This is a genomic window from Bacillus altitudinis, assembly GCF_001191605.1.
In the GTDB taxonomy this organism is placed as follows: Bacteria; Bacillota; Bacilli; order Bacillales; family Bacillaceae; genus Bacillus; species Bacillus altitudinis.
Map to the genome: position 1 here is coordinate 3,449,216 of NZ_CP009108.1, position 14,890 is coordinate 3,464,105.

Here is a 14,890-nt window from a genome sequence, read left to right on the forward strand (position 1 = left end):
TATGCCCACATAAGCTATAATAAATTGTTGAAAGAGGGGAGCCATACAATGAATAAATTCGAATCTAACTTAGAACAGCTAAAAGAAATTGAAGTCAATGGATTTGCCTACGAGCTGATACGCGAAGTTCTGCTGCCTGACATTCTTGGTCAGGATCATTCATCTATGATGTATTTTGCGGGTAAACTGCTTGCTCGTAAATTTCCTCAAGAGTCATGGGAAAAGATCCCCGAATTTTTCCATGATGCCGGATGGGGAACTCTCACGATGGTCCATTCTAAAAAACAGGAAATTGAGTTTGAGCTCGAAGGTCCACTTGTATCGAATCGACTCAGCTATCAAAAGGAGCCATGCTTTCAAATGGAAGCAGGTTTTATCGCTGAACAGATTCAGCTTCTAAATGAGCACGTGGCTGAATCCTATGAACAAGTAAAAAAGCGTGCTGATAAAGTCATTTTAACCGTTAAATGGGATTTAAGAGACCCTAGCTAACACTGTTTATGAAAGGCGATGACTTCGTGTCACGCCTTTTTTATATACCCTTCTATCATAGCACAGTTGGCGTACCGGTTTACGCATGTTTTTCTTTCTTCATATGCTGATGATTTCCAATATAAAAAAGAGGTGTATCTTTTTATGGGATACACCTCTTTTGAAGATTTAAGAATGAGCAGCGGCGCTCACCTTTGATAATTCAAACGCATCATGAAGGGCTTCTACCGCTTTCACCATATCTTCACGATCAACGACTGTTGAGACTTTGATCTCAGACGTACTGACCATTTTCACTTGAATGTCTTTTTGAGCTAACACAGCGAACATTTCAGCCGCAACGCCTGGGTTTGAAACCATACCAGAGCCAACGATAGATACTTTGGCTAATTTGCTTTCTGTCTCAATCTGCTCATAACCAAGCGCACCTTTGTATTCTTCTAATACTTCAACTGTTTTAGACAAATCATCCGTTTTCACAGAGAAAGAGATGGAGGTCTGATTGGTGCTTGTGACAGACTGAATGATGATATCGACATTGATATTTTGCTTTGCAAGTGTCGTAAAAATCGTCGATAGCGTTGTTAAACCGCTTGAAAGGCCACATACCGTCACGCGTGTCATCTGATCTTCAAATGCAATGCCTCTTACAACTAAATTTTGTTCCATGGATGATTCCTCCTCAATTAACGTACCCGATTCATTTTCAATACTAGAACGGACTTCTAGTGGGATTTGATAATTTTTCGCAAATTCGACCGCTCTCGGATGCAGCACACCTGCTCCTAAATTGGCTAACTCAAGCATTTCATCGTATGAAATTCCTGCAAGTTTTCGCGCAGACGGCACATAACGAGGATCTGTTGTAAACACACCTGGTACGTCCGTATAAATATCACATTTGTCCGCTTTGAGTGCCGCAGCTAGTGCCACTGCTGTCGTATCTGATCCACCACGCCCAAGTGTTGTAATATGTAGATCATCCGCAATTCCTTGGAAACCTGCTACAACGACGACTTTTCCCGCACTCAGTTCTTCTTTGATTCTTGCTTCATCGATGTCCACGATTCTTGCATTTCCGTGCACCTTCTCTGTTTTCATCCCAGCTTGCCAGCCTGTAAAGGAAATGGCATCATAACCTTTTGCTTGCAGTGCCATGGCCAGTAACGAAATGGTCACTTGTTCTCCAGTCGTGAGCAGCATATCCATTTCTCTTTTGCTTGGTTCGTCTGTGAGTTCTTTCGCTAAATCTACTAAAACATCCGTTGATTTGCCCATCGCAGACACAACCACGACCACATCATTTCCTGCCTCGCGTTCAGCGATGACTCTCTCTGCGGCATTGCGAATTTTTTCTGTCGATCCAACAGATGTTCCACCAAATTTTTGTACAATTAGTCCCATGTCTACCACCCTTTTTCAAAAGATCACGTGTGAGAGAAGAGGCTGCGGAGACTGCTCTCGTCACTGCAAATAAAAAAGCAATGAGAGAACAAATCTCCCATTGCTTTAAAATCATCATCAAACGATGCAAACAATGAGATAGCCCTCCAAGAAATACATTCTTGACAGCCCTACATTTCTTCAATGTACAGCCAGCGAATAAAATGAGTGGATTTTATTCACTTCGGCGACGCTCCCCTTTCAGCCCTCTTCCTAGATCCCCTCGATCTCTGAAGGCTTACTCTTGAAGTTCGCACCTCTATCTTCAACAAACAACACGTTCATTTATTAAATTAGTCACATCTTAACAGACTTTTGGAAAAAGTACAATCTATTTTTTTAATGCCTCCATTAAAAGTTCAGCCGTTTGTTTCGGAATACCAGCGTCCTGAAAATCCTGTATAGAGGCTTCTTTCATCTTTTTCACAGAGCCAAAATGTTTAAGCAACTGCTTTTTACGCTTTTCCCCGATACCTGGGACATCGTCTAGAATAGACTGAAAAGCATTCTTCCCGCGCAGCTGCCGGTGAAAACTAATCGCAAACCGGTGCACTTCATCTTGAATACGCTGCAATAAATAAAAGGCCTGACTATTCCGTTCGAGCGCAACAATTTCAAGCGTATCACCCATCATCAGATTCGATGTCCTGTGTTTTTCATCTTTCACAAGACCTGCCACAGGAACAGACAGATTTAATTCATTTTCGAGCACATCTATGGCTGCGTTGATTTGTCCTTTTCCTCCATCGATTAAAATCAAGTCAGGAAGCGGCAGCTCATCTTTTAACACACGGGTATACCGCCTTCTAATGACTTCACGCATGGAAGCATAATCATCAGGCCCCTCAACGGTTTTAATTTTGTATTTTCGGTATTCCTTTTTATACGGCTTCCCGTCTTGGAAGACAACCATAGCGGATACGGGGTCTGCTCCTTGGATATTGGAGTTATCAAACGCCTCAATCCGGTATGGCATATAAATATTGAGTGCATCTCCAAGCTGCTTCACTGCACCAATTGTCCGTTCTTCATCACGCTCTATAAGCGAGAACTTTTCTTTGAGAGCAATTTTGGCATTTTGGTGGGCAAGTAAAAGCAAATCCTTCTTCTTTCCTTTTTTCGGCTGATGAACATTCGTTTCAAGCAATTGCTCAATCATCTCTTGATCGACGCTGTCCGGCACCAAAATTTCCTTCGGCAGAAAATGGTTGTTCTTTTCATAAAATTGCCCCATAAACGTGAGGAACTCTTCCTCAGGGTCTTGATACATCGGAAATAGGCTGACATCACGTTCAATTAATTTCCCCTGTCTGATGAAGAAGACTTGGACACACATCCAACCCTTATCATAAGCATAGGCAAATACATCGCGATCGGATAAGTCACTCATCGTCATCTTTTGCTTTTCCATCGTTGAGTCAATGTATGCGATTTGATCTCTCAGCTCTTTTGCCCGCTCAAATTCTAATTGTTCGGCCGCTTCTTGCATCTTCTCTGTTAATTCTTTCTTGATTTGCTGATGACCTCCGTTTAGAAATCTTGTGATTTCGTCGACGAGCTGTTTATTCGTTTCTTCAGAAATGTCATACACACACGGAGCAAGACATTGTCCAAGATGATAATAAAGACAGACTCGGTCAGGGAGTGTCGCACATTTTCTAAGTGGATATAAACGGTCGAGCAGCTTTTTCGTTTCTCTTGCTGCTTGTACGTTTGGATATGGACCGAAGTATTTCCCTTTATCCTTTTTCACATTGCGGGTGACAATCAGCTTAGGGTGACGTTCATTCGTAATTTTAATAAAAGGGTACGTTTTGTCATCCTTGAGCATGACATTGTATTTCGGGTCATATTTTTTGATTAAATTCAGCTCTAAAATAAGTGCCTCAATATTTGAAGAGGTGACAATGTATTCAAAGTCTTCGATTTCACTGACAAGCCGCTGCGTTTTGGCATCATGAGATCCTGTAAAATAAGAGCGGACCCTATTTTTTAATACCTTTGCCTTTCCCACATAAATGATCGTATTTTGTCTATCTTTCATTAAGTAACAGCCTGGTTGATCAGGTAAGACTGACAGCTTTTCTTTGATCAATTTGTTCATATTTTCATCCGTCCTTGTTTTCCTCGTTCACTCCTTCTAGTGTATCACGAACATTTGTTTTATACCACGATGAAAGAAAAGCGGCTCTCGACTATACGAGAACCGCTTTTTGAGATATGCCACGCGGGCATAGATCGGTTTATAGATGTTTGTTTACAAGCTCAGCTAGTGCTTCTTTTGGTTTGAAACCAACAGACGTTTCGACGACTTCACCGTCTTTTAAAACAAGAAGTGTTGGGATACTCATAACGCCGTATTTACCAGCAGTTTCTTGGTTATCATCCACATCAATTTTTACAATTTTCATTTTATCGCCCATTTCTTGATCAAGTTCTTCAAGAACTGGAGCAATCATTTTACAAGGTCCGCACCAAGGTGCCCAAAAGTCTGCAAGAACAACACCTTCTGCAGTTTCTTGTGAAAATGTTGCGTCAGTAGCTTTTACGATTGCCATTATTCATTCCTCCAATGTAAATTATGCTTTTTAGTATAGCATCTACCAATGTGACTTGCGAATGAAATGCTTACGAATCATTTTTTATGAAATGAATTAAAAAACAAACCGTATGATCGCACCAATAACAACAATCGCACCGATGATCATCAGAATGGTTCTAAGCATATGACATAACTCCCTTTCCGCTTCATTTACAATGTATGATGCCCCAACATTCTTCTCATCAAACATTGAAATATGCGATCAAGCCAGATCGACGGTCAACATGACAACCGACATAGGCGGCAGATCAATAGTCAGCTCGCCGTGCTTAACAGCAAATTGCCGAAAGTCCGCAGGCTGAACGGAATGAGGATCATCGAACGTGTTGTGCGCATTCATCCGATCAGCAGTCAGCACACGGCCAGTGACCTTCGTTTTTGCACCGATTCCCTCTATCGCAAGAGATACGTCTGCTTTTTCATGGGGATTCACATGACATAAACTTATATGCATCTTGTCAGATGACCGCGAGGCTGACACACTGACTTGAGGGATTTTTTCACCCCGGCGTTCATACGAAGGAGCATTCAATTCTACTTCAAGCGCTTCTTCTTCTTGATGTACTTGAAACATGTGAAATACGTGATAGGTAGGTGTCAGGAGCATCTTTTCGTCCTGCGTTAACACCATCGCTTGCAACACATTGACGGTCTGGGCAATATTCGCCATATGAATCCGCTGGCAATGGCGATGAAAAATATGAAAATGCAAGGCACAGACTAGAGCATCTCTTAATGTGTTTTGCTGATACAAAAACCCTGGATTTGTCCCCGGTTCTGGATCATACCATGTCCCCCATTCATCAATAATCATCCCGATTCGCTTGTCTGGGTCATAACGATCCATGATCTCTCCGTGTTCCACAACAAGCCGCTCCATTTCAGACGCCTTTTTCAGCGTTGTAAACCACTCATCCTCATCAAAATCGGTCGCTGACCCTTTCTTCTCCCATGTTCCTGGGACCGTATAGTAATGCAAACTGAGCCCATCCATCCACGGCGCTGCACGCTCCATTAATACTTTTGTCCAATTCACATCATTTGAATTCGCACCGCATGCGATTTTGTAAATGTGCTGACCAGCAAATTCTCTCACATACGTTTGGTAGCGTTTATATAAGTCTGCATAATACTCTGGCGTCATATTTCCACCGCAGCCCCAGCTTTCATTGCCTACACCAACATAGGTCAGCTTCCAAGGTTCTTGTTTTCCGTTTTTAATGCGCCAGTCTGACATAGGTGTCCCTTTTGGAAATGTCATGTATTCGACCCAATCGGCTAATTCTTGAACAGACCCGCTTCCCACATTGCCGCAAATGTATGGCTCACATTCAAGCAGCTCACATAATGCCATAAATTCATGCGTACCAAATGCATTGGATTCAACCGTACCACCCCAATGGGTGTTTACCATCGGCTTTCGTTCACTCAGATCACCTACACCATTTGCCCAGTGATACTCGTCTGCAAAACAGCCGCCCGGCCACCTCAGCACCGGGATATGTAAGGCTTGAAGTGCCTTTAGTACATCGGTACGTATCCCCTCAATATGGTCAATCGATGAGTCTTTCCCTACCCAAATGCCGTCATAAATTCCTCTTCCTAAATGCTCTTGAAAGTGTCCATAGATGTGTTTAGAAATGCGTCCAATCACTTCATTGACTTTTACTGTTCCATTCACTTGTAAACCGCTCCTTTGTTTCGTGATGACATAAAAAAAAACCCAGAATACCTAGGCATTCTGAGTGTATGAGCGTTAAGAATGGATATTCATCTTTTTTAACTCTTCATTTAAAAGCGGAACGACTTCGAATAAGTCACCGACAATTCCGTAATCGGCAATTTTGAAGATTTCAGCTTCTGGGTCTTTGTTGATCGCAACAATGACTTTACTGTTGGACATACCGGCTAAATGCTGAATAGCTCCTGAAATCCCGCAGGCAATGTAAAGGTCAGGTGTGACCACTTTACCGGTTTGACCAATTTGCAGGGCATAATCGCAGTAGTCAGCGTCACATGCACCACGCGAGGCACCGACTGCTGCGCCAAGCGTTTGGGCAAGTTCTTTCAGCGGTTCAAAGCCTTCTTTGCTCTTGACCCCCCTGCCTCCTGCAACAATGACCTTCGCTTCAGATAAATCTACACCTTCTGATGTTTTTTTAATGACTTCCTTCACGATCGTTCTTAGGTTTTGAATATCGACAGAAACTGGCGTCACTTCTCCGCTGCGTGACGCATCACGCTCCAGCGGTGCCACGTTGTTTGGACGGATAGTAGCCAAAAGCAGACGATCTGTTGAAATGACTTTTTCAAAAGCTTTTCCTGAATAAATCGGTCTAGTGAAAACAAGATGTTCACCGGTAACGCTTACATCTATTGCATCTGAAATTAAGCCTGTTTGCAGGCGTGCAGCTATTTTTGGTGACAAGTCTTTTCCGATCGATGTATGACCGAAGAGCACTGCATCAGGATTGACTTGATCTAATATTGCTTGAAGCGCCTGCGCAAAACCATCAGACGTATAATAAGAAAGATGCGGGTGCTCGACGATCATCACATGATCCGCTCCATAATAAAGCAGTTCATCCGCTTGGTCTTTGACGTGATCCCCTATTAAAACGCCAATCACTTCACCGCCATCAGCCACCTCGTGAGCGGCAGCAATCGCTTCAAACGTCACATTTCTTAATTTACCGTCACGACTTTCTCCAAGTACAACAACTTTTTTACTCATCCTTTAAGCTCCCCCTTGTTCTCGTGATATCGTAAAGTGGATGTTTAGATGACTTTTGCTTCATTTCTTAGCAGGTCTGTCAGTTCCTTGACCTGATCCTGAAGCTCGCCGCTCAGCACCTTGCCACCCTCTTTTTTCTCCGGTAAGAAACGTTCGATTGTTTTGATTTTAAATGGCACATCGTCTTCATCTAGATCTAGATCGTCTAATTCTAATTCTTCTAAAGGCTTTTTCTTTGCCTTCATGATGCCTGGTAACGATGGATAACGAGGCTCATTGAGACCTTGCTGCGCGGTGACCACTAGTGGAAGCTCGGCAGAAATCACTTCCACATCACCCTCTGCATCTCGCTCAATTGAAGCTGAGCCGCCGTCGATTTGAATACTTGTAATGGTTGTGACATATGGAAAGCCGAGTAATTCAGCAAGACGCGGGGCCACCTGTCCAGACCCGCCGTCAATCGCTACATTCCCTGCTAAGATCAAGGAAGCTTCTTTATCCTTGAAATAGTGATATAGAATCGTAGAAGCGGAAAACTGATCCCACTCCTCCAAATCATCTTCAACATTTAATAAAACGGCTTGATCGCAGCCCATTGCAAGTGCTGTTCTAAGCTGTTTCTCCGCATCTTCATTGCCAACTGTCACGACCGTTACTTCTCCCCCGTGCTCATCCCGAAGCTGAATCGCTTCTTCAATTGCGTACTCATCATAAGGATTAATAATGAACTCTGCCCCATCTTCTTGAATAGCACCAGACTGAATAGAGATTTTCTCTTCCGTGTCAAACGTACGCTTCATTAAAACAAAAATATTCATTCATTTCTCCCCCTTGTGTCGTACTAATCCCTTATTCCCCTTTAAAATTCGGTTTACGCTTTTCAATAAAAGCTTGGATGCCTTCTTTGGCATCATTCGACTGGAACACCTCAGCAAACTTTTTGGCTTCCAGCTTCATTCCGCCATCATATGAGTACACTTTTGTCGCATTCAATAACTCAAGCACATACTCAAGCGTTTTAGGGCTTTTCGCTGCAAATTTCGCCGCCAATGTTTTCGCTGTTTCCAGCGCTTCTTCCTCTGTTTCCGCAAGTTTTGAAACAAGTCCGCAGGCAAATGCTTCTTCTCCTGTAATTGGCTCAGCTGTTCCCATCATTTCAAGTGCTTTAGCTGATCCAACGTAGCGAGGCAGGCGCTGCGTTCCGCCGAATCCTGGGATAATACCGAGATTTAATTCCGGCAGTCCCAGCTTTGCATCTTTTGTTGCGATTCGAATATCACACGACATCGCCAGCTCAAGCCCGCCGCCTAATGCTGCCCCGTGAATGGAAGCAATCACCGGTTTTGGACATTGTTCAATTCGTTCAAACACTTGCTGTCCTCTGTCTGCAAGGCTGGCATAATCAGATTCTTCCTGCAAGGTCGTAAATTCTTTAATATCAGCACCTGCTGAGAAAAATCTACCTTCTCCATGAATGACAATAGCTCTCACTTCACTGTTTTGTTCAAGCTGATCAAACATGTCGTTGAGTTCAGTGAGAAGCTGAGAGGATAAGGCATTTGCAGGCGGGTGTTGAATCGTGATGAGTGCTGTCTGTTCGTCTTGGTGTAAGCTAAGTATTTTTTCCATGTCAATCATCCTTTTTCAATTGTCTTTAAGATTGATGTATTCCGTTTAAGAGAAGATCATGTACACTTTCTGCGAGTGCTGGCAGGTCATACTTTTGATCATTCATGACCCATGTTGTAGCGGTTTCATCAATCGTCCCAAATACCATTTGTCTCGCTAAGCGGACATCTAGATTTTGTCTAAATTCTCCTGTCTTCTTTCCCTCGGTTAAAATGGAGTCTAGCATATTTAAATACCCTTTCAGCACCTCATTGATTTTTTGGCGCAGTTCAAGGTTTGACTGCCTGAGTTCAAGCTGTGTCACAAGGGCCAAATGATGGTCTTGCGATAGCAGGCGAAAGTGTTCTCGAATGAGGAGAAGAAGCTTTTCTTTCGCAGACGGTTTCTTTTGAATATCGTTTTCCATCCGTTCGATGAATTGTCCCATTTTTTCTTTAAACAACGAGATCAGAATATCCTCTTTGTTTTTGAAATAGAGATAAATGGTTCCGTCTGCTACTCCTGCTTGTTTGGCAATCTTTGAAACTTGTGATTGATGGTAGCCGTTCTCTGCAATCACCACAACGGCTGCATCAATAATTTGCATGTACTTCGGTCTTTTCTGCTTCAATGTGCTTCGTCCCTTTCTAAATTGAATGAGCATTCATTCATAACTTTATGTTAAAAAGAAACGAGTGATTTGTCAAGTGATGTTCTTCTTTCTTTTCAACCTTTAGCATACCAGAGCAGACACGTACAATTCAAATCATCCGGCCGCTTGACCGGATGATGCTGGTTCATTCTCTCATTGATCGACTGGTTCTTCTGTTGAAGATGATTGCTTTCTTTTTTCTTCTTCAATTAACACTCTGCGCAAGATTTTCCCTACAGCCGTTTTAGGCAGTGATTCCTTAAATTCGTAGACACGCGGCACTTTAAATGAGGCAATTCTTGTTCTAACAAAACGATCCAGTTCATCCTCTGTTACATAGGCATCCTTTTTCGGGACAACAAAGGCTTTTACTGTTTCCCCTCTATACGGATCTGGAATACCCGCCACAACCACTTCTTGTACAAGCTCATGCTCATAAAGGGCTTCTTCAACCTCTCTTGGGTAAATATTATAGCCGCTCGCGATGATGACATCTTTTTTCCGGTCTACGATATAGAAAAAACCATCCTCATCCATATACCCAATGTCTCCTGTGAAAAACCAGCCGTCTCTTAACACTGCCGCTGTCTCATCCGGCTGATTCCAGTACCCTTTCATGATTTGAGGACCTTTGACGATAATCTCTCCATGCTCATATGGCGCTTTGAGTCCACCCGTTTCTTCACAATAAATACCGGCATCCGTATTCGGCCAAGGGCACCCGATACTTCCTATTTTGTTCGCTCCCCATAAGAAATTGGCATGAGTGACAGGAGAAGTTTCTGAAAGTCCATATCCCTCCACCAGCCTTCCTCCTGTTAGTTTTTCAAAACTCTGTTTGACTTCAACAGGAAGAGCGGCCGATCCGCTTAAGCATGCCGTGATGGATGATAGGTCATACTTCTCAATATTCGGATGATGAAGCAGGGCAATATACATCGTTGGTGCTCCTGGGAACAGCGTCGGTTTCTGTTTTTCAATAGTCTTCAAGGCATCCGCTGCATCAAAACGCGGAAGAAGAATCATTTGATGACCTTCTTTGACTGCAAGGTTTAGCACGGTCGTCATGCCGTATACATGAAAGAACGGAATGATCCCTAGAATCCGTTCTTTTCCACGGTTCGTTTTATACATCCAGGATGCACACATTTCTGTATTGGCTACTATATTTTCGTGTGTGAGCATGACTCCTTTTGGTAAACCGGTCGTTCCGCCTGTATATTGCAAAACTGCGACATCCTCTTTCGGTTGAAAGGATATTTGCGGAATCTGTTCTCCTGACGACTCTTTCATGATCTGTGAGAAATGATGAATGGAATCACTCTTCTCCACTTGGATGACCATGTTGTTTTTCCTTCGCTGGACAATCGGAAACAATATGTTTTTCGGAAATGGCAAGTAATCTTGTAATTTTGTGATGATCAAATGTTCCATACTTGTCAGCGCTTTCATTTTATAGGCCTTTGGATACAGTAGATCGAGAGTGATCAGCACCTTAGAGCCGCTGTCCTCCATTTGATATTCCAGTTCTTTCTCCGTATAAAGCGGATTGGTTTGAACGACAATGCCGCCTGCTATTAAAACCGCATAATAAGAAATCACCGATTGCGGGCAGTTTGGCAGCATAATCGCTACTCTGTCGCCTTTTTTGACACCGATGTCAATCAAGTGACTGGCTAATTTCAGCGCATCTTCTTGTAACTGCTGGTAGGTGATGTTTTTTCCTAAAAAATGAATGGCTGTATGCTCAGGTGCTGCCTCTGCGGAGCTGAATAAGTAAGATTGCAATGTTTCATTTGGGATGGTGAGTTCGTGGGGAATTTGATTCGGGTAATGCAGAAGCCATCGTTTATCTGACTGCATAAAAACCCTCCTTCCTGAACTTTCGTACTATTTTATTATAGCAAACTTTTCCTTATGGCAGTTTGCTTTTTTCAAATCGAGCTCGTTCTATGGCACATCTTCATTTTTTCGCCGGTGTTTCTATAGAGGCTCTTTTCCCTTCATGATGCCACTTTTCGTATAATCCACCGATCGCACGAAATGACTCATGGACTCTCTCCACAATCTGTTTATGGATACTAGGGTCATTAGGTAAATGTGTTTGGATGTTGTCCACTTGATATTGTCTCATCATGTCTAGATACACAGTTAGAAAGATGGTGTCTTCTAAAATCCAATATACGACTTCATCCGCCTCTTTTGTTCTTTTATGAAGCACTTTAATCCCTCGTTCATATTGAATAAGAATATAGCCGGATGGATCAATGTCGATATATGGACTCAAATCATCAAAAAAACCAGTCGTTTGAAAAGGACGCGCAACATACGGTTCATATATGTCTTGGGGAAGAGATGTCTTTTTGAGACAACTGTCAATGCGCTTTATGAGTTCGTCTTTTTGCAAGATTTGATTCATTCTGATTCGCCGCCTTTGATGAGTGAAAAGCTGTCAAGGTTTTCCCTGACAGCTTTCTAGAATGTATTCTTCATTTTACAGGAACATGTAAACGGCACCAATAACCGCAAAAGTGCAGGCAACTACAATTAATACTTTGGCTAGTTTTTCCATGTCGTCTCCTTAAATGCCGGCTGCTACTACATAAGACAGCCCAACAGAAATAATGAGTGAAATAAACCCGACCGCTCTATTATCATTCTCAATCTCTTTGTCTACTTTAAATCGTGGTGTTAAAAATTCAAAAATGAAATAGCTGACGAGCAGCATCACAAAGCCGTATACGCCCCATCCGACCATTTGAAGAAGCGAGTTGTGCTGGGCGATGGAATGCTGAAAGACATTGGCAATCCCAAAAATCTTCCCGCCGGTTGCCATAGCAACAGCTAAGTTCCCCCGCTGAATCTCTTCCCAGTTTTTATAGGAGGTCACGAGTTCAAATATGGTCAGAAATAAGACAAGACATAGGACGGCCACGCTGTAATAGGCGGCAATTTCCACAAGTTCATTTTCCCAAAAGGCTTTCATGCGTTTTCTCCTTTTTACTTTAATTCGACGATGGTGACGCCTGATCCTCCCTCGCCTTGTTCTCCAAAACGAGCATTTTTTACACTACGGTGCTGTTTTAATAATTCCTGGACCCCTTTTCTCAAGGCGCCAGTGCCTTTACCGTGAATGATCGACACACGCGGATAGCCAGCTAAGACGGCATCATCTAAGTATTTCTCGACTCTGCTTAAGGCATTCTCATAGCGCTCTCCTCTTAAATCAAGCTCAAGTGATACATGATAGTCTTTTCCTTTGACCGCCGTGATGGCTTTCTCTTGCTTAAATTCCGGTGCTGATTTGATAAATTCCATATCTTTTTCTTTTACTTTCATTTTTAGAATGCCCATTTGGACACTCCATTCTTTGTTACCCGTTTGTTCGATGAGCGTTCCTTTTTGGCCAAACGTCAGCACTTTGACTTCATCGCCTGGCTTTAGCTGTCTTGCTGCTTTTTTCACTGGCTCTGGTTTTTTCTTACGGTCAAACTCAGGGACAGCTTCTTCAAGACGCTTTCTCGCATCAATGAGTTCATGTTCTTTGAATGAACGATGCTCACTTTTAATGGACCGAAGCTCTTGAATAATCTCTTCTGCTTCTTTTGTTGCTTGTTCAATTTTTTCTGCCGCTTTTTGTTCAGCTTCTTCCAGCAGTTTGTCCTTTTGTTCATTCCATTCAAGGATTTGTTTTTGCAATTCTTTATGGAGCTTCTCTGCTTCTTTTCTATAGAATTCCGTCTCATGCAGTTCTTCTTCTGCTTGTTTTTTGCTGTCTTCTAACGAAGCAATCATCTGATCGACTTCATTATGTTCTGCGTGCATATCTGCTTTTGCACGATCAATTAAATGATGAGGCAGTCCTAGACGCTTGGAAATTTCAAATGCATTACTTCGTCCCGGCACCCCGATGAGCAAGCGATATGTGGGGGATAAGGTTTCAATATCAAACTCTACACTCGCATTTGTGACGCCTTCTCGGTTATATCCGTATGCCTTCAGCTCAGGATAGTGAGTCGTTGCGATGACGCGCGCATTTGTTTGATGAACTTCATCTAAGATGCTCATCGCAAGTGCTGCACCTTCAGCAGGATCTGTCCCCGCACCTAATTCATCAAATAACACGAGTGAATTAGACGTCAAATGCTTTAAGATATCCACAATATTGACCATATGAGATGAGAATGTACTCAAGCTCTGTTCAATAGACTGCTCGTCTCCAATATCAGCAAAGACTTGATCGAATACAGCCACTTCTGATCCTTCTTCGACTGGAATATGAAGACCTGCCTGCGTCATCAGCGTAAGAAGTCCAAGTGTTTTTAAAGTGACGGTCTTACCGCCTGTATTTGGACCTGTGATGACGATCGTAGAAAAATCTTTGCCTAGCTCAATATCATTTGCCACAACCTGATCTCGTGGCAATAGGGGATGTCTTGCCCGTTTTAAATAAATCTCCCCTTGGTTATTCACAGTAGGTTTTGTGGCTTTTTCTGCTTTTGCATATTTGGCTTTGGCGAAAATAAAATCTAATGTCTGAAGTTCATTCACATTATGAAGCAATTCATCAATGTGCTCTGACACACTCGCTGTTAGCATTTGCAAAATCTTTTCAATCTCTTGCTTTTCTTTTAGGCGAGTTTGCTGCAAGGTGTTATTTAAATCCACGACCACCTGCGGCTCAATAAAAAGAGTTGCGCCTGAAGAAGATTGATCGTGAACAATCCCTCCATAATTCGAGCGGTACTCTTGTTTTACGGGAATGACAAACCGATCATTACGAATGGTCACAATGGTGTCTGACAGCATTTTCGTGGCAGATTGTGAACGAATCATTGATTCTAATTTATCTCGCACTTTTGATTCTAGTGATCGTAACTGCGTTCGTATGGTGCGGAGGGCTGGCGTTGCGTGATCAAGCACTTCTCCATTGTCACCAATACAGCTTTCGATTTCTTTTCTCACGTCTGGCAGTAAAATCAGCGATTCTGCATATGTATGAAGACGGGGTATCTCTACTCCGTCCTCATACATAGAGGCGAGAAAGTGCTTCATGTTTTTTGTGGTATATAACAGCGCCGCAATTTCCATCAGCTCAGAAGGGCTTAATATACTGCCTATTTCTGCTCGTTTGACGCCTCGTCTAATATCCGTTAACCCGCCAAATGGCGCAGATCCTTTTAAACGAATCACATCTTGCGCTTCTGCTACCTCTTCTAGCAGATGCTGAATGCTCTCGATATCTGTGAGTGGTATTAAGTCCTGCGCTTTTTCTTTCCCTAAAGTCGAAGCAGTATAGGACATGACTTTTTCTTTTACTTTATGAAATTCTAATGATGCTAACACTTTTTGTTGCAGC

13 protein-coding genes and 1 riboswitch are annotated in these 14,890 nt (G+C 42.7%); of the genes, 1 reads left to right on the forward strand and 12 read right to left on the reverse strand.

Translation table 11 applies throughout. The features are described 5' to 3' along the window. The first annotated feature begins 48 nt into the window (after positions 1-48). A complete protein-coding gene (locus ID12_RS17425) occupies positions 49-492 on the forward strand; it encodes a YslB family protein (protein WP_008345974.1) in 444 nt (147 codons plus the stop codon). A gap of 168 nt (positions 493-660) precedes the next feature. Here ID12_RS17425 and ID12_RS17430 read toward each other — a convergent pair whose 3' ends face one another. The 12 genes from ID12_RS17430 to ID12_RS17485 form a co-directional block, all read right to left on the reverse strand. After that, positions 661-1,896, reverse strand: a complete 1,236-nt coding sequence (locus tag ID12_RS17430) for an aspartate kinase (RefSeq protein WP_046527234.1) — start codon at positions 1,894-1,896, stop codon at positions 661-663. Between the two features lie 131 nt (positions 1,897-2,027). Next, a riboswitch (Lysine riboswitch) is annotated at positions 2,028-2,205 on the reverse strand. A gap of 61 nt (positions 2,206-2,266) precedes the next feature. Then, entirely contained in the window at positions 2,267-4,039 is a 1,773-nt protein-coding gene (gene uvrC / locus ID12_RS17435; protein ID WP_007501627.1) for an excinuclease ABC subunit UvrC, read from the reverse strand. A gap of 139 nt (positions 4,040-4,178) precedes the next feature. Continuing rightward, positions 4,179-4,493, reverse strand: coding sequence for a thioredoxin (trxA, locus tag ID12_RS17440; protein ID WP_007501629.1), 315 nt, complete (start codon positions 4,491-4,493; stop codon positions 4,179-4,181). A gap of 246 nt (positions 4,494-4,739) precedes the next feature. Continuing rightward, the gene (locus tag ID12_RS17445) at positions 4,740-6,218 is read right to left on the reverse strand and encodes an alpha-N-arabinofuranosidase (protein ID WP_046527235.1); all 1,479 of its coding nucleotides are present in this window, start codon (positions 6,216-6,218) and stop codon (positions 4,740-4,742) included. A gap of 75 nt (positions 6,219-6,293) precedes the next feature. After that, the gene (locus ID12_RS17450) at positions 6,294-7,271 is read right to left on the reverse strand and encodes an electron transfer flavoprotein subunit alpha/FixB family protein (protein ID WP_017358243.1); all 978 of its coding nucleotides are present in this window, start codon (positions 7,269-7,271) and stop codon (positions 6,294-6,296) included. A gap of 44 nt (positions 7,272-7,315) precedes the next feature. Next, positions 7,316-8,089 carry an electron transfer flavoprotein subunit beta/FixA family protein gene (locus tag ID12_RS17455; RefSeq protein WP_007501632.1) on the reverse strand — a complete coding sequence of 258 codons (774 nt, stop codon included), beginning with the start codon at positions 8,087-8,089 and terminating at the stop codon, positions 7,316-7,318. A 31-nt stretch (positions 8,090-8,120) separates the two neighbouring features. Further along, on the reverse strand, positions 8,121-8,900 hold the full coding sequence (locus tag ID12_RS17460) for an enoyl-CoA hydratase (RefSeq protein WP_017358245.1): 780 nt from the start codon (positions 8,898-8,900) through the stop codon (positions 8,121-8,123). 25 nt (positions 8,901-8,925) lie between these two features. Continuing rightward, on the reverse strand, positions 8,926-9,510 hold the full coding sequence (locus tag ID12_RS17465) for a fatty acid metabolism transcriptional regulator FadR (protein WP_017367816.1): 585 nt from the start codon (positions 9,508-9,510) through the stop codon (positions 8,926-8,928). 174 nt (positions 9,511-9,684) lie between these two features. Continuing rightward, positions 9,685-11,394 carry an AMP-binding protein gene (locus ID12_RS17470; protein WP_008345988.1) on the reverse strand — a complete coding sequence of 570 codons (1,710 nt, stop codon included), beginning with the start codon at positions 11,392-11,394 and terminating at the stop codon, positions 9,685-9,687. A 100-nt stretch (positions 11,395-11,494) separates the two neighbouring features. After that, entirely contained in the window at positions 11,495-11,950 is a 456-nt protein-coding gene (locus tag ID12_RS17475; RefSeq protein ID WP_035701944.1) for an Imm63 family immunity protein, read from the reverse strand. A 162-nt stretch (positions 11,951-12,112) separates the two neighbouring features. Further along, complete coding sequence (locus ID12_RS17480; protein ID WP_007501637.1) at positions 12,113-12,517, reverse strand: DUF350 domain-containing protein; 405 nt, start codon at positions 12,515-12,517, stop codon at positions 12,113-12,115. 14 nt (positions 12,518-12,531) lie between these two features. Then, positions 12,532-14,889 (reverse strand): endonuclease MutS2, encoded by a 2,358-nt coding sequence (locus ID12_RS17485; RefSeq protein WP_046527238.1) that lies wholly within the window; start codon positions 14,887-14,889, stop codon positions 12,532-12,534. Position 14,890: the final 1 nt, after the last annotated feature.